Source organism: Alteribacter populi, from assembly GCF_002352765.1.
Classification (GTDB): Bacteria; Bacillota; Bacilli; order Bacillales; family Salisediminibacteriaceae; genus Alteribacter; species Alteribacter populi.
Genome location: NZ_KZ293963.1, coordinates 2,596,182 through 2,615,533 on the forward strand (window position 1 = coordinate 2,596,182; position 19,352 = coordinate 2,615,533).

Sequence of the window (19,352 nt, forward strand, 5' to 3'; positions counted from 1 at the left end):
TCTCTATTCCATAAGGTTTATATAAAATTTCACACTGCACTTTTTATCTTTTATAGGAACTCTAACAAATACACTGTTTATTTCTTCTTTCCTTAAGTAGTATAAACTCCTGTATGATTTCTTTACTTCTACAGCACCTTTTGATTTTATGGTACATATGATTTGACCTTCATGGTACAGTTCAACCCCTGTTAAGATTCTTTTGACTTCACATGGTGTGTGAAAATAAAACTCGCAATGTTCACCATTACCAATAACTTCATCAGTAACCGAATATCCTAATTTATTTTTTTCGATTCTTCTTGTATGTTGATAACCATTCTTTGAAACCATAGTCCCTCTAAAACAATCGCTTTGAAAACTTATATCCTTACGTTCAGTCCAATCTGTTACTAGAAACGCACCTTTTTTATTCATTTGTTCAATATCAGAAACTTTAACTGTATTATGACCTCTCGTTGAGGAAAGGTCTTTACCAAGATCACTTGCATAAGAATAAGTTCCACTATCGCAAATAACATTTAATCCCTTATGCCATAAATCTATATGCAACTGATCCATGTGCGCAGGTCTCGATTTATAATTCTGCAAACAAGTCATTAAAAAACCACCTTCATGGCGGTAACTATAGAATCCAGAATCATTAAAAACAGCAGTTTCTCTTTCTATCTTTTCAAGAGGATATTCTCTTTTATCTCCAAACCACAATAGTTCTTCATCATACTCTCCAGTTTCATAGAGCCTTTTTCCTTCAACCAATGCATATACCGTGTTTAATACGGGACGAAAATCACGATACCCACATGAAGTTACTGGGAATATAAGCGCTCCGTCATTCGATCCATAGTTCGGGACATCTCCATCATCATTTTGAACTTGGTATAACAAAATAACACTATTTTTAATTCTTTCGATTTCATTTATATAGAACTGAGTTTTTTCACTCATTTTATATACACATTCAATAACCTGAAGGGTGAATCTATGATAATTAAATGAGAATTGGGTAAAGCCCCCATCAGGTTCAAATTGATTAATGATTTCTTTATCGAGCAATTCGTAGGCCTTCTTAACAGCTTCTGTGTTTTCACAACACCATGCCCCAACAATTAAACCACAAATCTCCGAAAATGTATGATTATTTTTAATACATTTATGGGCATAGAAAAAGTTTGATAAAACTTTTTTATAGCACACTTCCACTAGTTTTATTACATTCTCTTCATCTGAAGTTGATGTAAGTCCACAATTTTTAAATACTGTATAAGCTATAAGAGTATTTATCATTCTTAGTGTACATTCTTGTCCACATTTAAAATTAGCTCCGTATGGATAAGGATTGTTTTCTAACCAATCCTTTAACTGGTTTGAAAATGCAGTATAGTATTTTTGATCACCTGTTAACAAATAAGCTCTAACAAAGTAGAAAAAATGTGTTAACCGTGATGCCTCCCAAACAACTTTAATATCACCTAATTCTTTATCAAAGTCAGGTAACTCATACCATTTAACATCTTTCTTACTCTCAGCTCTAGTAAGCGGATTATAATGCCAGTTAATAGGGTTTCCGTAGTCTAGTTCAATTGAAGAAAAGCCAGTAACAATTCCGTCAATGGCTTTATCAGCAACTAATACTATTTCTGTTTTTTTCTCTTCTGTTAACTCATCTAAAAAACTCTTTATCGATGGAACATCAAATTCAAATAAGTCGATTCTTTTTACTTGTACTCTTTTTTCAAAGATATTTTCTGTAGCAGGAATTACAGACATCATCTTTAATTTCGCTGAATACAACGAACGATTAATTGTCCATTTTAATCCATATTCAGTTAATAGCGAGTTAATTTCTTTTATCATGATCTTAAATTCTCCGTTACTGAAATTAAATTTTTAGTTAAGACTTTATAATCATAATGTTCCGCACCATTCTTAGCATTTTGACTTATCCTATTGTAGGTTTCTTTGGGCATTTCATAGATACGCATAATAGCGTTAGCCAATTCATCAGGTGTATCTTTTTCTAATGACAACCCACACTCATACCTCTCCAAAGGACAATAACCCATTTTCACAGTAGAAATAATAGGTTTTCCTGACGCCATGTATTCAAACAATTTGTTTGAACTGTTGCCTCTAGTCCAATTATATTTTGTTTGTGAATAATTCAATATATTTACTGAGGATTTACTCAGTACGTAAGGCATAAACTTTTTATCTACATACCCCTTCATTTTAACGTTAGTCAATCCTTCGTCAGTAACACGTTGCTTTAACATTGCTAACTGATTACCATCACCATATATTAAAAATTGAATATTTTTTTGATCTTTCAATAACTTTGCAGCATCTAGGATATTTCCCACATTATTAATGTGACGTATGGCTCCCGTGTAGACTACATTAAACTTCCCACTCATTAAGTCTTGATCTTCTAAAGCATTATTATCAATTTGTCTATTAAACGTTTCAATATTTACACCATTATTTATATAATGACATTTATCGAGATCAATATCTCCACCTTGTACTGTAGTCCATTTTCTATCTTTAAGGTAATCCGTGTCGCCTTCTTTCAAGAAAACTAATGCGTCTGCATTTTTATAGATCCAATGTTCTCCAGCTATTAGTAACCTTCCTAAGGGGGTACTTTCCTTTGTTTTTCCAAAAGCAAATATTGCCTCTGGCCATAAATCTCGCACCTCGCAAACACAAGGAACACTAAGCTTCTTTGAAATCTTAATGCCTGCAATCATAGCTAATGGATGAGGAGATGATGCAATAATTAAATCAGGCTTACCATATTGTTTAGAATAGCTTTTTGCAACACTGTGTAGATTTTTATAATAAGCTGCCATATTCTTCACTCTTGCCAATGTGTTTTTTGAAGAAGATGGAGTCTTCACAAATACAAAAGAAACATCTGAATGGTCTTCTACGGTAAAAGGTTTACCATCATTGATTAAATTAATATCTGAAAAGTGAAGGTATGATGCTGCAAATACTGTAGTCTTATAGTTTTCTGAATTCATATTTATTGCAAAGTTGTATGGTCTCGTAAAACCATTCATTGTTGGCGGCGTTGCATAATGATGAAAAACCCAAATATTTTTATTACTGTTTATTTCCCCCATAAATTTAATCACCTATATTCTTTCCTGTAGCTATAATCGATTCTTCAAATGATACTGTCTCGTATTCTATAATCTCACCGTTCATCACGGTACTTGGACTTCCAGCCATCTCTTTATCATAAACAAAAGAGCCAAAGACCTTCCTAAATGTCTCTGACTGTTTAAGGCCTTTTGAAACAGCCCAATTGAAAATGCTTGTTACTTTTAAGGTTTTCCCATGAGCTTCTGCAATAGCTTTTACTAACTCGGTCGTATTAACATAATCCTTATTTTGAGGAAAATATAACCCACCGACTTGATGATCGATTAATACTCGTATGAATTCAGATAAATTATCTATATATATCATGCTACGCTCATTATCAATGTTAGGAAAGAAAGGTGCTTTTAAAGCCAAGGTTGCAAGTCTGGTATAGTTGCCTGGACAATTCCTTCCATATACAATTGGTGGTCTTAAGATTGCAATGAGAAAGCCCTGATCCCCTAGTTTTTCAAGGAGTTGCTCAGCTTCATATTTTGACTTGGCATAAGGTGTCTTTGGTACAGGAATAGTGCTATTTGTTATGTGTCCTGTCTCAGTACCATAAACTCCCATCGTACTTAAAAATATAAACTGTTTTACTCCTTCTTTTTTGGCTTTCTTAGCCAACTCTAAAGTGAGATCCCTATTCACTTTATAATAATGATCCGTTTCATTTTCTTTAACATGAACAATTGCAGCAGTGTGAAAGACTACATCATAACCTTTAAATGAGTGTCCTTTCCACCGTTCGTCTCGCAAACTAATTGACTCTACTATATATTTATCAGGATATTGCGAAACCCATTTTTTAAACGACGTACCTATATAACTATTAACACCAGTTACAAGTACTTTTTTCATTTTGAAACAGTCTCCTCTTTAGTAGCCGCTACCTCTTTAGTTCCATGATTAATATCAATTAAGTACTTGTTAACGTATCTATCTTCGCCTAATAAAACAACGCCAACAGTTCTCAAGATTATTTTAATATCTAGCCAAACACTAAAATTTTCTACATAATAAATATCAAACTTGTATCTATCTTCTAAGGAAAGATAAATATTGCCACTCACTTGTGCTAAACCTGTCATACCCGGACTCATGTTAAGTCTTTTTGAAATTACATCATCATAATCTGCAAGGGATGCAATCCTTTCAGGTCTCGGACCAACTAAACTCATTTCACCCTTTAACACATTTAGTACTTGAGGGATTTCATCTATCTTTGTTCTTCTAAGCAGTTTTCCAATTGTAGTGACACGATCATCGTCTGTCGTTACTTCTTGACCCTTAACCATCTTCTCTGATCCTGGCTTCATCGTACGAAATTTATAAACTTTAAAGATTTCTTTGTTTAGTCCAGGGCGATCTTGTAAGAAAAGTACAGGCCCTTTAGAAGTGACCTTTATCAATATAGCTACCGTAATCCACAGTGGTAAAAATACTAAAAGTACTATTAAGGAAGCCGCAATATCAATTATACGTTTTATATAACTTTGTAACTTTTTTCCTGACATTACGATCCCTCAACTTCATAATCAATAGGAATTAAATACCCATCACTAAGTTTTATTCCACCATCGTTTTTATCTGTTTTTGCTGACCATATTCTAATTATGCTATTTCCATCATTATAAAAGGCTCCTGGATACGGGTGTGTAACAGCTCTGATCAATTTATCAGCTTCGTCCATAGTCATGCTACTTAAAATCTCACCATCCTCTGGCTTCCTCCCCGACCATTCAGTAGCATCCGTGTCATTTTGCTTTGTAAGTGTAATATTATTATTTACGATATCATCCCAATGATTTCCGATAAGAGTAATGTGCATATCGTCCACATTTTGATAAAGCTCAGTTGCTGTAGTATTCTGGTCTAATATAATAACCCCTTGACCAATAATATCCCCTGTATCGACACCTTCATCCAACTTAAACATAGTTACACCTGTTTCTTTCAACCCTTTAATAATAGCCCAAGGTATTGCCGCTCTTCCTCTTCCAACTGGCAATAAAGTAGGGTGCATACCGATGCAACCATACGTAGGTGTTTCCAGTACTTCTTTCTTAGCAATTTGGGACCAACCAATAATAAACAGCCAATCAATTTGGTGTTCTTTTAAAGCACTAAGAACCTCTTGATCGTTGATATTATCAATTTTCAAGAGGGGGGCATTTTGTTCGTTTGCAATTTCATCTAAATAAATTCTTCCAGACTTATTCTTCGCTTTTTCATCTTTAAGAGTAATTATTAAATCAAGACTCCCACCAATACGGTATATTTCTTCAATACAACTTAGTCCTAATTGTACACAAGTTGCAAATGCAATTTTTTTCTTCACCTTATCTCATCCTCTCTAATTCTAGAATCCCCGTCTAAATACACTTTCAAAAGCCTCAGCATAAACCATCCCTGCTTGTCCACCACGGTAAGCAGCTAAGCCTTTGATTGCCTCATTACTTCTAGGATGAGGATAATCTCTCATTACTCCACGATACCGTGCTAGAGCTTCTATCTTTTTATCAACACTGTCTTCACCAACTTCAATAAAAGTGTTTGGTGAAAATTGATTCATTGTTTTATTTAGTCCCCATTCTGTAGATGATGGTACTTCCATAAAGAGTAGTTCTTTTAAAGGTTTAACATCACTTCTTCGTTGGAATAACCTTGATGCCGCTTGGCAAGCCAGAGAAGTGTGTAAGTGATCGTTATTTAAATCCGCTGGATGATGTGTAAAAATTACATCCGCACCAGTTTCAATAATTGCATTTTCAATAAACTGTACAAGTTTTAAATGTGGGACCATGTTAAACCCAATGTTCGGAAATTCACCAGTAATGACTCTATCAACACCTAAAATATTCATTGAACTATTTACATCTTCATTTAATTCTTCAGTACTTGGTCTAAAATTTCTAGCATTAACATCACCTGAAAGGATACAGACATTTACGGAATGCCCTTCCTGCGCTAACTTATACATTGTAGCACCTGCTCCTAAAACTTCATCATCTGGATGTGCAATAACAACTAAATATGACATAACATTTACCTCGCTTATGTTTTTAATCTCTATGCTTTAATAATTTCTTAGTAACTTAGTACTTAATTAAAACTCATTCCAACCAACTACTAACCCACTAAATCTTATCTGATACCCACCTCATAACATCTATTCAACCACGATGTTCTCACTTTCACACAACTTCAACCATGTTTCTCCCTATTAAACCACCATTCAATCAAACCTTAAAAAACTACTAAAAACACTCGTAACCCTTATCCCCCAAGGCTTCCATCACCTTATATGATTACAATAATCACTCCCGCACCACATCACAAAAAACGGAACCGCTCCACCTTCCACATCATTATCACCGCCTCTTGGATGCACACGACATTGAACTTTTCGATCACCATGGCTGATATTGCCATTATCAGGACATAAACCTTCCCGATAGTCTTGTAGATAAACACAGACGGAACTGCGGTTGCTCCTTAGATAGCCAATATGGCAAGTACAACTATCGTTTCCACAAAAGGTAAACCCACGATTAAGGTTTTTCTATCTCTGTTTGTGCACACGTAATAGTACCTCCAAATGTTACAGCATAAACTCGCTATCAAGGGAGCAACCGCAAAAACCTGCGCCTTTCACAAATCAATTTATTAGTTTCACTTCAACTACATTTTTACCTTCTCACTACTAATAACAGCTTCCAAAAAATCAATTAATTCATTTTTAAGAGCTTCATCCTTCATAGCAAATTCAACGGTCGTCTTCACAAATCCCATCTTTTCTCCAACATCATGCCTTGTTCCTTCAAAATCATAGGCAAACACACGCTGAATTTCGTTTAACTTCTGAATGGCATCGGTTAGTTGAATTTCTCCGCCTGCTCCTTTTTCCTGTTGGTCGAGAAACATGAAAATTTCAGGTGTTAAAATGTATCTTCCCATAATCGCAAGGTTTGACGGTGCTGCTCCTTGAGGTGGCTTTTCTACGAACTGGTTGACACTATGCCTTCTTCCTAGCTGTTCGATTGGGTCTACAATTCCATAACGATGTGTATCACTGTCTGGAACCGTTTGTACGCCTATGACTGATGACAATGTTTGTTCATATTGCCCTATTAGTTGTTTTAAACAAGGTTCTTCAGCTTCAACGATATCGTCACCTAGCAATACAGCAAAAGGCTCGTCTCCGATAAACTTCCGTGCACACCAGACAGCATGTCCTAACCCTTTAGGCTCCTTTTGGCGGATGTAATGAATATCTACCATTTTTGAAGAATATTGTACTTTCTCCAGTAGATCCGTTTTCCCTTTTTCAAACAAGTTTTGCTCCAGCTCAAAGGCATGGTCAAAATGATCTTCAATCGCTCGCTTGCCTTTTCCGGTTACAATAATAATATCTTCAATTCCTGACTTAACTGCTTCTTCTACAATATATTGAATCGTTGGTTTATCGACAATCGGTAACATTTCTTTTGGCATGGCTTTTGTAGCGGGGAGAAATCTAGTTCCCAACCCAGCCGCTGGTATAATCGCCTTCTTTATTTTTTGCATAAACACCTTCACCCTTTTCTGTTAGAATCAAATAACGACAGCTACTTAACCAAACTTAACGATTTGGCTGTCGTTAATCTAAAATGAGCGATATCTAATGTTCTTTCACGTAAGTTCGTTTTTGGATAACTTTCAAATTGATGAATGAGCTCATATACAACGTCTACATTCACACTTGGCGTCTTCCCTCGATAAATCATCGGATATATTTGCTCGTCATGAACCTCGTCTTTCCCGAGCAGCTCCTCAAACAGCTTTTCACCCGGTCTCATTCCGGAGTACTTAATTTCAATCTCGTCCTCTGAAAAGCCGGATAATCGAATTAAGTTCTTTGCTAAATCGACAATCTTAACTGGCTCTCCCATATCTAGGACAAAAACCTCTCCACCTTCTGCAAGAGATCCAGCTTGAAGGACTAACCTCGAAGCCTCCGGAATGGTCATAAAATACCGCGTCATTTCTGGATCAGTAACAGTCACAGGACCACCAGCTTCAATCTGCTTTTTAAAAAGCGGAATGACACTTCCCCTACTACCGAGAACATTACCAAAACGCACAGCAACAAATTTGGTCTCACTAACCATGTCCATATGCTGTACGACCATTTCCGCAATGCGCTTTGTCGCTCCCATGACGCTCGTAGGGTTAACGGCTTTATCAGTGGAGACCATGACGAATGACGCAACTCCTGCTTCATCCGCTGCTACAGCGGTATTTTTCGTACCAATGACGTTGTTTTTAACGGCCTCATGTGGGTTTTTCTCCATTAATGGCACGTGCTTATGGGCAGCTGCATGATAGACAACATTAGGGTAATATTTTTTCATGACTGATTTTATACGGATTGCGTCTTGTACGTCGGCGATTTCAGTCTCTAATTGGATATGTGGAAACGTTCCTTTCAGTTCCATTTCGATACTGTAAATGCTATTTTCACCATGCCCTACCAAAATAAGCTTTTCTGGCTCAAATGCACAAACTTGTCGACAGATTTCCGAACCAATCGAGCCACCTGCACCCGTTACCAGTACTGTACTTCCCGTTAGCTTTTGACCGATCTGTTTTGTGTCAAGCTCTACCGGTTCTCGTCCTAAAAGGTCCTCCACCTGTACATCACGGATTTGATTTACAGATACACGTCCAGACATAATATCCTCAACAGAAGGCATAATTTGCGTTTTCACTTTTGTTTTTGAGCATTCTGTGAAAATTTGATTCAGCTCTGACTTTGTCATGGATGGAATCGCAATTATAACGTGTTCAATATTCTTTGATTTAACGACTTCTCCAATATCCTTTGTACGCCCAATAACCGGAATCGACATGATTTCTAAATTTTGCTTAGTAAAATCATCATCAATAAAAGCAACCGGATAAAGCTCCGATCTTTCACTGTTCATCAGCTGGCGTGCAACAAGTGACCCTCCGTTACCGGCACCAATAATTAAGGTTCGCTTTTTATCTTTATTTCCTTTCATCTTCGCATCCCGGTACATTCTCCAAGAAAACCTTGATGCACCGATTAACAGAATATGTAGCATCCACGTAACGAGTAACGTTCTTGCAAAGACCGTTTGATAGCCAATTAATTGAATAACCCCCACAGCTGCAACAGAAAGACTTACAGCTGCAAAAATAGCCAAAAGCTCTTGAATACTCGCATATTGCCATACTCTTTTATAAAGTTTAAATAGATGTGCAAAAACATGATGGGCAATAAATAAAGCGATTGAGCTTACGATAATTGCAGTAGGAAACATATTCGTCGTCGAGACGAGCAACCAATAACCAAAATAAATAGAAAAAACTACGATTAATGAATCAACACTCACTAAAAGGCCTAACCGTTGTTTATAACCCAAAGAAATCCCCCCTTATATACTTCAATCTTTCTAAGAACACTAAACGATGGATCGTTTCGTCCCGATATAAACGACATCATCGTTTAACGCTCTATGTCTTTTCTCACAAATTCTTTCATTACGGACATACACACTTATAGATAAACGATATATTTAACATAGTAAAAACAGGCATTAAACCCACCCTCACACCCCACCGATGACAACGAGCGTCTAAGGTTGTCCACTTTAAGGAACCAACCCACAGCGTGGCCGAGTACCTCCGTTGATATAGGTGAGGAGGCATTACCTAATTTTAAAGAAATTGAAACGTTATTGTAATATATCTCGTTTATAATATAAGTAGACTAGAATTAGTGTAGCTATTTTCTAGCATTAAGCCAGAAAAGCTGTTACAAACAAGTCCAATTCTTCTTTGTGCACTTGCTTAATATAGTAATTTGCTTTAACAAAAAACCGCATAGCGGTCTTTTGTTAAAGCAGTTTCCTAAAAGATTATTCCTTTTTAATAAGATAAGTTCTTCGCTCGAATTTCGCTACAGGCGGACGCTTTCCGCGGGCAACGCTTCAGCCTCCTCGGGGAAACCACCCTGCGGGGTCTTCAGCTGTTGCTTTTCCCGCTGGAGTCGCCGCCTTTCGCTCTTTCGTTTTATAAATCAATAACGACAATCTATGCGAAAAGTGCTTTTATAAAGAAAGCTTTAGTTGCGCTTATACTTTATTCCTTTAGAGAAATTAAATTTTCTTAAAGTATTAGAAAAGCGCATGGCGCCTGGTGCTAGACACCGAAACGTAGATTTATATATTTGCTTAATTCTTAAAACAACCCAAAAAACTTCTTCTGTTTCACCTTATTTGGTGGTTCAATCATCACTTGTTGATTTTCAATAACCAATTCTGCATTCTCTTGAAACAGATAGACTGTGTCAATGCCAAACTCTTGTTCAATCTGTTCATAAGCTTCTCTCATGTTAAAAGGCCGCTTCACGGTGTCATGGGCATCACTTGCAACAAAGTGAGTCAAGTTCGCCTCGATTAGCTCTTCAGAGAACTTCTTGATCTTTTTCCCAAACTTTCCTGCAACACTTCCAGCTGTTACTTGTGTTAACGTTCCGTTTTTAACAAGTTCATAGAGTCGATCTGGGTGTTTCATAATTTCTTGGTTTCGTTCTGGGTGAACGATGATCGGCTGCATGCCTTCTAGCTGGATGTCAAATAACAGTTGTTTTGTAAATCTTGGAATATGTGATGACGGAAGTTCAATAAAAAGATACTTGCTCTCGTTAAGAGGCAGTATCTCTCCATTGTGAAAATCACCGATCAGTTCGCCATAGATACGATTTTCCTGGCCGGGTAATACTTCAAGGTTAATATCCACTTCGTTTAATGTGTGATTCAAAGTATTAACAGCTTCGATTATCGTAGATTTCTTGTTTTCATATTTGTTATTTTTATGATGTGGTGTCGCTACGATTTTAGTTATCCCCTCAGCAACTGCCATTTCAGCTAATGTAATAGCTTCGGCTTCGCTTGAGGAGCCGTCATCTATATTTGGTAATATATGTGAGTGGAGATCAATCATAGATGAAAGACCCCTTTCTTTATATTATGTGGGTTAAAGGAACTAGATGACCATCTATGATTATACTATATTTCGACCAGAATAGGGGAATTGTGCTAGAAATTTACTTGGATTATAATATGAAAGTTTTGGGTTTTATTTTTCGGCATAATAATAGTAATAATTCGTTTCTTTCATGTCACGGTCATTTAATACGGCACCTAGAATATTCGCATTGGCTTTCTTTAGCGAGTCAACCGCCTTCTTACCAGCGTCTTCTTCTGTTTTTCCACTACGTACGACTAAAATAACGCCATCACATTGATTCGATAAAATTTGCGGATCTGTTACGACATTCACTGGAGGAGCGTCTAGTAAAATGTAATCATAGGTGTCTTTCACTTTACTTAATAGGTCTTTCATCGCTTTTGAACCGGCTAATTCACTCGGATTCGGTGGTACCGGGCCTGAAGGCAGTACTTCTAAAAACGGAACGGGTGTCTCAATAACCGCTTCTTCAAAGCTGCTTTGTCTTGTTAATACATTTGTGAGCCCCATTTGATTCGGTAGCTGAAACGTAAAGTGAACAGTCGGTTTTCTTAAGTCTGAATCAATGAGTAGAACACGCTTTTGCTGTTGCGCGAGAACAACACCAAGGTTGGCAATTGCGGTTGACTTGCCTTCACCAGGTGTAGAAGAAGTGATCATAATCGTGCGTATTTCTTTATCGACACTTGCAAACTGAATATTTGTACGTAACGTCCGGAATTGCTCAGCTGCAGGTGATTTCGGATCGTATTGGGTAATGAGACTTCTTTGTTTATCCGTTAGCTGATTTTTTTTATTTTTTCTACGCGCCAATATTCTCACGTCCATTTCTTGTTCGTCTCGTATGTGAGAGCTGTTTCGATGCTGCTTTACTCTGGTCAATCGTTGGGATTGTAGCAATGACTGGAATACCTAACGCATCTTCCAAATCATCTTCTGACTTAATCGTGTTATCCAAGAACTCAAGTAAGAATGCAAGTCCGACAGCAGACATAAGTCCTACTACAAAGGCAATCGCCATGTTGAGTGTCGGGTTCGGGCTAACTGGAGAAGGATTTTCTGAAAGCTCTGCTGCTGACAAAATCGAGACGTTGTCGACGTTCATAATGTCTACGATATCCTCTTGAAATACGAGTGCAATCGTGTTCGCAATTTGCACAGCCATAGCCGGATTCTCATCTTCTACCTGGATCGAAACGACTTGGGAATCGCCATCACTACCTACGGAAATCTGGTTTCTTAATGAATTGAAAGATCTTTCTAATGACAGTTCATCCAATACTGGGTCTAAAATACGTGGAGAAGTAATAATGACGTTATATGTATTGATAAGGTCTAAGTTGGTTCTTAGCTCTCCCGAAGTATAGGCTTGTCCTTCTTCATTGGACTGGTTAACAAGTAGTTGCGTTGACGTTTGGTACATTGGCGTTAATAAAAAGTATGAAATAATGCCACTTACTGCAACTGCGACTAAAGTAATAGCAACGATTAAACCGAGTCGTTTCTTTACCGTTTGAAATATATCTTTTAAACTAATCGTTTCTTCCATATAGATCCTCCTGTAATGGATGTTAATTTCTGTCTGTGCACACTTAGTCTATGCTATCTGATTATGACGAAATTGTAAATATATTGGTGAAAAAAGGCGCTTGTTTTTTTACCAAAAGTGGGAATTGTAAAACTTTACGAAACATTATATACTAAAATTTAGAAAACACTTTAGAGATTAGGAGAAATTGCTCATATGAAAAAATTCTTATTAATTAGTGGCCTTATTGTTTTTATTCTTGTTGGTTCCATCGCAGGCTATGGTTTTTATATGTATAAAAGCGTTCAAGATACCGTCGATAATCGCATGCATGTTTCGAGTGACCGAGAAAAGTCGGAGAGGCGCGAGCTTGAGGTTGACATTGAAGAACAAGAACCTCTTTCCTTCCTATTATTAGGCGTCGACACCGATGATAATCGCACGGATAGCGGCCGCACAGATACGCTCATGGTCGTCACAGTGAACCCAGCAGACGAGTCGATGAAAATGTTGAGTATCCCTCGAGATACGCGCACAGAAATGGTCGGACGCGGGGTTGATGACAAAATCAATCACGCATATGCGTTCGGCGGAGCAGATATGGCGATGGCCACTGTCGAGAACTTCCTTGATATTCCAATCGATTACTTTATGACCATTAATATGGATGGCTTTAAAGATATCGTCGATGCCCTCGGCGGTGTGACGGTGGAGAATACCTTTGCGTTCAACCAAAGTGGACATCAGTTTGCAGAAGGTCCGATTGAGCTAGGTGGAGATGAAGCTTTAGCCTACACTCGGATGAGAAAAAATGACCCACGCGGCGACCTCGGGCGTAACGAACGCCAAAGAGAAGTGGTCGATGCGATCATTAACGAAGGCGCTCAATTCTCATCTGTTACAAAAGCAGGCGAGATTCTTGATGCGCTAGGGAATAACGTGAGTACCGATCTATCGTTTGATAAAATGGTCACAATCCAATCAAACTACCGCAGCGCGCGTCACAACTCAGAGACGTTGGAGATTGACGGATCGGGCAGCAGAATCGATAACATCTATTATTACATCGTGAGCGAGGACGAACGCTCGAGAGTGTCAGGTGAATTGCGCACCCACCTTGGCTTGGACGATGATGAGCAAGTTGTGATGAATGAGGATGAAGACGAAGAGTCATAAAAAAACGGTGAAGAAGCAGCTCCTATGTGGGCTGCTTTTTTGTGTGTTCATTTTAGGTTCTAGTAGACGGGGGATATTTTAGTAAATGTTGTTCGTTGGCTAGAATCTGAGCTCAGTTGACTACAAAAGCGGATTTTGGACTAGTAAAGAAGCCGATTTGACTAGAAAACACAGCTCTTTGACTAGAAAGTGGCGCTTGTTGACTAGAGCTCTTCTCTGCTATATTGACTCCCTAACCGTTCTCGGAGGAGCGTCCTCCTCCCAAGGGCAAAAACCAGTAAAACGTGGGAGTTGACTAGTATTTGAGTTCCGTTGACTAGAAGTGTCGCTCGTTTACTAGAGCTCATCTCGGTTTTATTGGGAGCTCCGAGATTCAGATTTGCTCTCCTTTTCAACTAGGGAAAGCAGGGTACCGGCTGAGCGGCTTTCTTTTCCAGCAACGAGAGGGATAGGGTCTGGATTTTTCTGGCAAGCCAATCTTCTTTTTCAGGTCAGCTTGCCTTCTTTCCTGTTTTACGAATCGCTTACTACGAGCGACGATTCTTCGTTGTGATTTGCAAAGTAGTGGTCTACCATGTGTTGTTCGTTTTCTGTTAGTTGTGCGTCGTGTTTGAAGCCGGCCATGAAGATAAAGACGGCGCTGAGAAAGAGTAGGGATCCGTATTTTGCTAGGGCTTGGGTTACTGTTTTCATTGTCTATTCGCTCCCCTCTCGGTGTTCGTTGGCTTGTTTACTGTAAGGTTCGTTTGTGTCGGCGACTTGCCATGTGCCTCCGCGGCGTGAGTCTGCTCCGCCATGTAATAGGTTTAAGCTGCGGTCGATTTTTAGTGCTTGGATTCCGCCGAAGAACATGTCTCCGCTCGTTTTTCGTGCTAGCCACGGGATGTCACCGTAGTGCATGACTTCTTGTTCGAGCTCATCCACCCATGATGATGGGTAGTACATATCTACAAAAACACCGTGCTCACCGGTTCGATCTAATCGGTTATCGTAGTGAAAACGCGGTTGATTGATGGCCCCTTCAAGTGAGTAAGGTTCACCCCAGACTTCTTGGTGGATCAGCGTTTGGGCAATCATGTTTGGGATTCGTGCTCCTCCTGGTGAACCAATGCCTAATACAGAGCGGTCTTCATCGATGACAATGGTCGGTGTTAAAAAGCTACGCGGACGTTTTCCGGGTGCGTAACCGTTGATTGAACCTTCTGAAGGGTTAAAGTTGCTCAATTGGTCGTTTAGGAAAAAGCCGCCGTAATAGTCTCCGGAACCGAAAAAGTTACTGAGTGTATGGGTTGCGGAGATCATATGACCTGCTTGATCGACAATCACAAAGTGCGTCGTGTTGTTATGGTCTCGTTCTGTTGCGGGTGAATCATCGACTTCTCCTTTAGGATTTTCGTTAAGGGCATACTCTACTAACCTTTCAATATGATCATCAGAAATCATTTGATCAAGCTGTACTTGAATATCATAGGGAGACTGTTGTGTATCCGGATCGGCTATGTATTGTAACCGCTCGTTGTATGCTTGTACTTGCAAAAGCGTCAGCTGTTCTGTATAGGACAAATAGTTTTCTTTTTCCCCCTCGTTATTACCAAAGTCGAGGTACTCTGAGCCTTTTAACAATTGCAGGAGTGTTGGTCCTGCTAGAGGGGCTGGTGCTGTATAGACTTTGTTGCCGCGGTACTCGCCTACGACCGGCTCTTTTTCATTCATTTCATACAAATCAAAGTCTTGCTGTGTGAGCATCGGATACTTTTCTTGCATAGCCTGAGCCAGTTCAGTTTTGAAGTAGGCTTCTGGTCCGATTTGCTGGATCGCCTCAATCGTTTGTGCCAGCTCTTCTTGAATGAGCATATCACCTTGTTGCTTCGGCTGACCGTCTGTAAAGAAGTGTCCTACCTCTCCTAGGTTCATTCGGTAACTGGCTGGTGCTAACCGCCCTGCCAAAAATGAATCGATCTCAATTCCTTCACGGGCATACTCTTTTGCTGGCTGAATGAGCTCAGCAAACGTAAACGTTCCGGATCCGTAGTGCTCGTACTGATGATGGACGCCCATTAAAAACCCTGGAACGCCGAAGTTACTGTCGTATTGTTCGTGGCTTGCTACAGCGGGTGCGACTTCTCGGTAGTCATAGTACCGAACGCGATCGTCAGGGGTATAGTAGAGAAGCGCTCCTCCCCCACCAATTCCTGAGCCATAAGGTTCAACTACGTTTAACATAAAGGAAAGCGTCACAAACGCGTCTGCTACGTTTCCTCCTGCTTCTAATATCTTCATCGTTTCATGGACGGCTAATGGGTGGGCTGCACTCACGCCATATGCATCTTGAATACCAATGTCGCTTTTGACTTCAACATTTGCCTGTAATGATTCTTTCGTTGGAAATTCGATTTCCAGAAAGGCAGCGATCGCAAATACAACAATCATGATTACTCCGATAATATTTGTAAAAAATCTAAGACGCATCGTATCGATCCTCCTATCTTCACTCGTCGGCTAATGAGCCAAAACATGCTCGTGATCGAGTAAAATTCGCATTCGATCGTGATCCCGCTCAATTTCAAATGTATCTGGAAGTTCTTTCGAAAGCATCCTGTATATCCGCTCGCGTTGCAGTTTGTGAACCCAACCGTTCGCTGGTTTAGGTTGTCCTTCGCGTATCGACATCGGGACGAATTCTAGAACGGCTTTCCCATCGTCATAGAGTTTATATTGAGTGACGAGGGAGTCAGATGTTCTCGACCACCCTTGATCCGACGTAAAGTTGCCGACACTGTATAAAATAATCGTGTCATCGTAAATTTCAACAGGACTGATGACGTGCGGATAATGACCGACAATGATATCAGCTCCTAAGTCAGCGATTCGATGAGCGATTTCCCGCTGTCTTGAGTGGACAGAGCTGTCAAAGTTTTCTCCCCAATGCGCGTGAACAATGAGGAGGTCAGCGGCTGTTCTTGCTTCCTCAACGGCAACGAACACATCTTGCAGTCGGCGTGTCGTTAACACTCCGGCACGATCGTCGTCAGCTGCGTAGTTTGGCGCATAGATATCCGTAAACCCAAGCGTTGCGATCGTAAGCTCTCCCACTTCCGTTATGTGAGGCTCTTGAGCTTCGTTTAATCTGCTCCCCGCCCCTATAATCGGCAGCTCATCGTAGTGTTCAAATACTTCCAATGTGTTATGAAACCCAAACAGGTCGTAGTCAAATTGATTGTTATTTGCAAGAGATACATTCGTAAAATTGTGGCGAATGAGCGACCGAATGCTTTCATAGGACGTTTCAAAAGGGTACGCTTTGCTTTCATTTTCGCGTATCCCATCTAAAATCTCTTCTCCTCCCATGCCTAACGGACGATCTGTAATGGTTTGTTTGAAATTACCAGTCACATAATCCGAGCTTTCAAGGTAAGGGGTAACGTATGTAAAAAGATCATCATATCCTTTTCGTTCTGTCACTTCATTCATATACCTTCCAAACATTAGATCACCTAGTAGCGTAGCGGTTACCAACGTTTCTTCCTCTTCGACCTCAGGGACTTGAGCAAACGAAATCAACTGCCCACTTACGAGTATCAAGCCTAGAATAAATAGCATGATCAGCGCATGGAAGTCCGCTCTTTTTTTATGACGCTTCGTCAGACTTAATAATCTCTCTTTATACGTATACCTTCTTTTTTTCCGAGTCATTTGCATATCGCACCTTCTATTAAATCATGTAATAAAGGGTCATAATGAGAAATGTTAATCCGCTTAAGACCATCGTGCTCGTTGTTGTAATGAGTACTCCTTGTTTTTCAAATGAGTTCGCAATGAGGCCAGGGACAATGACCCCGATCCCTCTTAGTTCATAAATTTCAAAAGGAAAGACTGGGTAAAAATAGTCAAAGGCGAGCTTCATAACGACACCTGTAAGTAGCATGACCGCGAATTTTCGCCTTCCGTATAAAATCGTAAACTTTGAAAAGACGTGAACGACGAGAAAGTAGATGGCACAGCTAATAAAAAAGATCGATACGATAAAGAACGGCTGGTCAAAGATAAGGGCCAAGTAACCGGGAACGATAATGCCAGCCGGGAGGGCCCCTGCTTTTTCTGCATATATCAAACTTAAAACAATGCCTACAACTAATGTGATATATAAATCTGCACCAAACAACGCGTTATCCTCCTATTAAAACAGCAGCTCGATTTTGTTTCTCCTCGATTTTTTCGAGTAAAGGTTCAGCAGCTCCGTGGATATTTCCAACACCATAAATAGTAGAACGGTCAATGTATTTTTCTAACGTTTCATAGATTTGTTGAGTACTTTTTCCTTCCATATTAAGATAGCGGTTTGCTCGAATGATACCGAATTGATACGCTTCCTCGATCGGATCGGTCAATTCTCCAATGACAATCAGAGTGGCGATCTCCATTTCCGGTAACACGTCACGGGCAAATTGCTCCGTGCGATCAACACGGTCTCTGCGGCAGTTCATAATGACGATCGGCTCCTCTGACGGATAGCCGAGTGCTTTAATCCGCTCCCAAATGGCCAAAGTGGATGATGCATCATTTGCGGCAAATCCATTAAAAAAGAACGATGGCGCCCTTTCTTCTCCTAGCTTCATAATTCGCATTGCGCCTGGATCAACAGGTGCGTGTAACATCCCGTGTTTCGCGATTTCTTCATCAATATTAAGTGCCTTCGCAACCCCTAACGCAAGCGCGGCATTATCAGGAAACACCATATAATCAAATTTTTGCAGAAAGCCTTCAGAGATTTGATTCGGTTCAGCGACAATCACTTCGGTGTTTCGTTTGTGAGCGATTCGGGTGAAGTAGTCTACATACGGACCGTCATCGATAATGAGGTGCCCGTTGTATGGAATCGTCACCGCAAACGACGCCGCTACATCGTCTAATGTCGGGCCTAATACGTCCATATGATCTTCGAGGACATTTACGATGACCGCGATATTGGCTTGAAGCATGATATCCTGAAATGTTTCTTGATAGTCCGGGTTGACCGCCATACACTCACTTACTAGCGCATCAACACCTTCTTTCGATGCGTGATTCAAGACTTTAATCTGCTCACGAATATTCGGCCCCTCGGGATCACGGACAATCGGGTCCTCCCTATCTTCGTAAATCAGCCGCGCAGACGTTCCTGTCGTTTTGCCGAGCGTATGATAACCCGCTTCAAAAAGAACGCCTGTAATCAACCGCGTCACCGTCGATTTTCCGCGAATCCCATTGATATTCACCCGGACCGGGATGCTGTCAATATTTCGCTGATGATGCCACCTTTCCCACCATCCTAAAATCAAAAGTAAAGCTAGAGACATCGGAATGAGAATCATAAGGTCTGTCGCTCCTATGTGTGTATTTTTTTCAAGCATATCGCCTTAATATTAAGGAATTATTTGACTTAATTAAAAGAATTGTAAAAATTGTGAATAGAAGC

17 protein-coding genes are annotated in these 19,352 nt (G+C 39.7%); 1 reads left to right on the forward strand and 16 read right to left on the reverse strand.

The genetic code is table 11. The features are described 5' to 3' along the window. Nucleotides 1–3: 3 nt before the first annotated feature. The 11 genes from CDZ94_RS12375 to CDZ94_RS12425 form a co-directional block, all read right to left on the reverse strand. On the reverse strand, nt 4–1,857 hold the full coding sequence (locus tag CDZ94_RS12375) for a heparinase II/III domain-containing protein (protein WP_096437464.1): 1,854 nt from the start codon (nt 1,855–1,857) through the stop codon (nt 4–6). Then, nucleotides 1,854–3,131 (reverse strand): glycosyltransferase family 4 protein, encoded by a 1,278-nt coding sequence (locus CDZ94_RS12380; protein WP_096437466.1) that lies wholly within the window; start codon nt 3,129–3,131, stop codon nt 1,854–1,856. The genes CDZ94_RS12375 and CDZ94_RS12380 overlap by 4 nt, the downstream gene beginning before the upstream one ends. 4 nt (nt 3,132–3,135) lie before the next feature. Further along, nucleotides 3,136–4,014: an NAD-dependent epimerase/dehydratase family protein gene (locus tag CDZ94_RS12385; protein WP_096437468.1), complete on the reverse strand. Its 879-nt coding sequence runs from the start codon at nt 4,012–4,014 to the stop codon at nt 3,136–3,138. After that, nucleotides 4,011–4,670 carry a sugar transferase gene (locus tag CDZ94_RS12390; protein WP_096437470.1) on the reverse strand — a complete coding sequence of 220 codons (660 nt, stop codon included), beginning with the start codon at nt 4,668–4,670 and terminating at the stop codon, nt 4,011–4,013. The genes CDZ94_RS12385 and CDZ94_RS12390 overlap by 4 nt, the downstream gene beginning before the upstream one ends. After that, nucleotides 4,670–5,494 carry a formyltransferase family protein gene (locus CDZ94_RS12395; RefSeq protein ID WP_096437472.1) on the reverse strand — a complete coding sequence of 275 codons (825 nt, stop codon included), beginning with the start codon at nt 5,492–5,494 and terminating at the stop codon, nt 4,670–4,672. Before CDZ94_RS12395 ends, CDZ94_RS12390 begins: the two co-directional genes overlap by 1 nt. 21 nt (nt 5,495–5,515) lie before the next feature. Further along, nucleotides 5,516–6,196 (reverse strand): PIG-L deacetylase family protein, encoded by a 681-nt coding sequence (locus CDZ94_RS12400; RefSeq protein ID WP_096437474.1) that lies wholly within the window; start codon nt 6,194–6,196, stop codon nt 5,516–5,518. Between the two features lie 641 nt (nt 6,197–6,837). Beyond that, nucleotides 6,838–7,722 (reverse strand): UTP--glucose-1-phosphate uridylyltransferase GalU, encoded by an 885-nt coding sequence (gene galU / locus CDZ94_RS12405; RefSeq protein WP_096437476.1) that lies wholly within the window; start codon nt 7,720–7,722, stop codon nt 6,838–6,840. A 41-nt stretch (nt 7,723–7,763) separates the two neighbouring features. Continuing rightward, nucleotides 7,764–9,584, reverse strand: a complete 1,821-nt coding sequence (locus CDZ94_RS12410; protein WP_096437478.1) for a nucleoside-diphosphate sugar epimerase/dehydratase — start codon at nt 9,582–9,584, stop codon at nt 7,764–7,766. Between the two features lie 817 nt (nt 9,585–10,401). Beyond that, entirely contained in the window at nt 10,402–11,166 is a 765-nt protein-coding gene (locus CDZ94_RS12415) for a tyrosine-protein phosphatase (protein ID WP_096437480.1), read from the reverse strand. Nucleotides 11,167–11,301: 135 nt separating this feature from the next. Next, nucleotides 11,302–12,021: a CpsD/CapB family tyrosine-protein kinase gene (locus CDZ94_RS12420; RefSeq protein WP_096437482.1), complete on the reverse strand. Its 720-nt coding sequence runs from the start codon at nt 12,019–12,021 to the stop codon at nt 11,302–11,304. Beyond that, on the reverse strand, nt 11,996–12,742 hold the full coding sequence (locus CDZ94_RS12425) for a YveK family protein (RefSeq protein WP_096437484.1): 747 nt from the start codon (nt 12,740–12,742) through the stop codon (nt 11,996–11,998). Before CDZ94_RS12425 ends, CDZ94_RS12420 begins: the two co-directional genes overlap by 26 nt. A 195-nt stretch (nt 12,743–12,937) precedes the next feature. On the opposite strand from CDZ94_RS12425, the gene CDZ94_RS12430 reads away from it, so the two are divergent. Beyond that, nucleotides 12,938–13,897: an LCP family glycopolymer transferase gene (locus tag CDZ94_RS12430; RefSeq protein WP_096437486.1), complete on the forward strand. Its 960-nt coding sequence runs from the start codon at nt 12,938–12,940 to the stop codon at nt 13,895–13,897. Between the two features lie 513 nt (nt 13,898–14,410). Here the strand turns inward: CDZ94_RS12430 and CDZ94_RS22040 are convergent. The 5 genes from CDZ94_RS22040 to pgsB are packed head-to-tail and all read right to left on the reverse strand — an operon-like array spanning nt 14,411 to nt 19,248. Next, a complete protein-coding gene (locus CDZ94_RS22040; RefSeq protein WP_096437488.1) occupies nt 14,411–14,590 on the reverse strand; it encodes a hypothetical protein in 180 nt (59 codons plus the stop codon). 3 nt (nt 14,591–14,593) lie between these two features. Beyond that, a complete protein-coding gene (locus CDZ94_RS12440; protein WP_096437490.1) occupies nt 14,594–16,366 on the reverse strand; it encodes a gamma-glutamyltransferase in 1,773 nt (590 codons plus the stop codon). A 30-nt stretch (nt 16,367–16,396) separates the two neighbouring features. Further along, the gene (locus CDZ94_RS12445; RefSeq protein WP_157911756.1) at nt 16,397–17,590 is read right to left on the reverse strand and encodes a CapA family protein; all 1,194 of its coding nucleotides are present in this window, start codon (nt 17,588–17,590) and stop codon (nt 16,397–16,399) included. A 19-nt stretch (nt 17,591–17,609) separates the two neighbouring features. Then, complete coding sequence (gene pgsC, locus CDZ94_RS12450) at nt 17,610–18,059, reverse strand: poly-gamma-glutamate biosynthesis protein PgsC (RefSeq protein WP_096437494.1); 450 nt, start codon at nt 18,057–18,059, stop codon at nt 17,610–17,612. A gap of 4 nt (nt 18,060–18,063) precedes the next feature. Next, complete coding sequence (gene pgsB, locus CDZ94_RS12455; RefSeq protein ID WP_096437496.1) at nt 18,064–19,248, reverse strand: poly-gamma-glutamate synthase PgsB; 1,185 nt, start codon at nt 19,246–19,248, stop codon at nt 18,064–18,066. Nucleotides 19,249–19,352 lie beyond the last annotated feature (104 nt).

Excerpts from the sequence above, each read along its gene's own strand:
- CDZ94_RS12375 (WP_096437464.1), bottom strand. The coding sequence starts at position 1,857 with ATGATAAAAGAAATTAACTCGCTATTAACTGAATATGGATTAAAATGG.
- CDZ94_RS12380 (WP_096437466.1), bottom strand. The coding sequence starts at position 3,131 with ATGGGGGAAATAAACAGTAATAAAAATATTTGGGTTTTTCATCATTAT.
- CDZ94_RS12385 (WP_096437468.1), bottom strand. The coding sequence starts at position 4,014 with ATGAAAAAAGTACTTGTAACTGGTGTTAATAGTTATATAGGTACGTCG.
- CDZ94_RS12390 (WP_096437470.1), bottom strand. The coding sequence starts at position 4,670 with ATGTCAGGAAAAAAGTTACAAAGTTATATAAAACGTATAATTGATATT.
- CDZ94_RS12400 (WP_096437474.1), bottom strand. The coding sequence starts at position 6,196 with ATGTCATATTTAGTTGTTATTGCACATCCAGATGATGAAGTTTTAGGA.
- galU (WP_096437476.1), bottom strand. The coding sequence starts at position 7,722 with ATGCAAAAAATAAAGAAGGCGATTATACCAGCGGCTGGGTTGGGAACT.
- CDZ94_RS12415 (WP_096437480.1), bottom strand. The coding sequence starts at position 11,166 with ATGATTGATCTCCACTCACATATATTACCAAATATAGATGACGGCTCC.
- CDZ94_RS12420 (WP_096437482.1), bottom strand. The coding sequence starts at position 12,021 with ATGGACGTGAGAATATTGGCGCGTAGAAAAAATAAAAAAAATCAGCTA.
- CDZ94_RS12425 (WP_096437484.1), bottom strand. The coding sequence starts at position 12,742 with ATGGAAGAAACGATTAGTTTAAAAGATATATTTCAAACGGTAAAGAAA.
- CDZ94_RS12430 (WP_096437486.1), top strand. The coding sequence starts at position 12,938 with ATGAAAAAATTCTTATTAATTAGTGGCCTTATTGTTTTTATTCTTGTT.
- CDZ94_RS22040 (WP_096437488.1), bottom strand. The coding sequence starts at position 14,590 with ATGAAAACAGTAACCCAAGCCCTAGCAAAATACGGATCCCTACTCTTT.
- CDZ94_RS12440 (WP_096437490.1), bottom strand. The coding sequence starts at position 16,366 with ATGCGTCTTAGATTTTTTACAAATATTATCGGAGTAATCATGATTGTT.
- CDZ94_RS12445 (WP_157911756.1), bottom strand. The coding sequence starts at position 17,590 with ATGACTCGGAAAAAAAGAAGGTATACGTATAAAGAGAGATTATTAAGT.
- pgsB (WP_096437496.1), bottom strand. The coding sequence starts at position 19,248 with ATGATTCTCATTCCGATGTCTCTAGCTTTACTTTTGATTTTAGGATGG.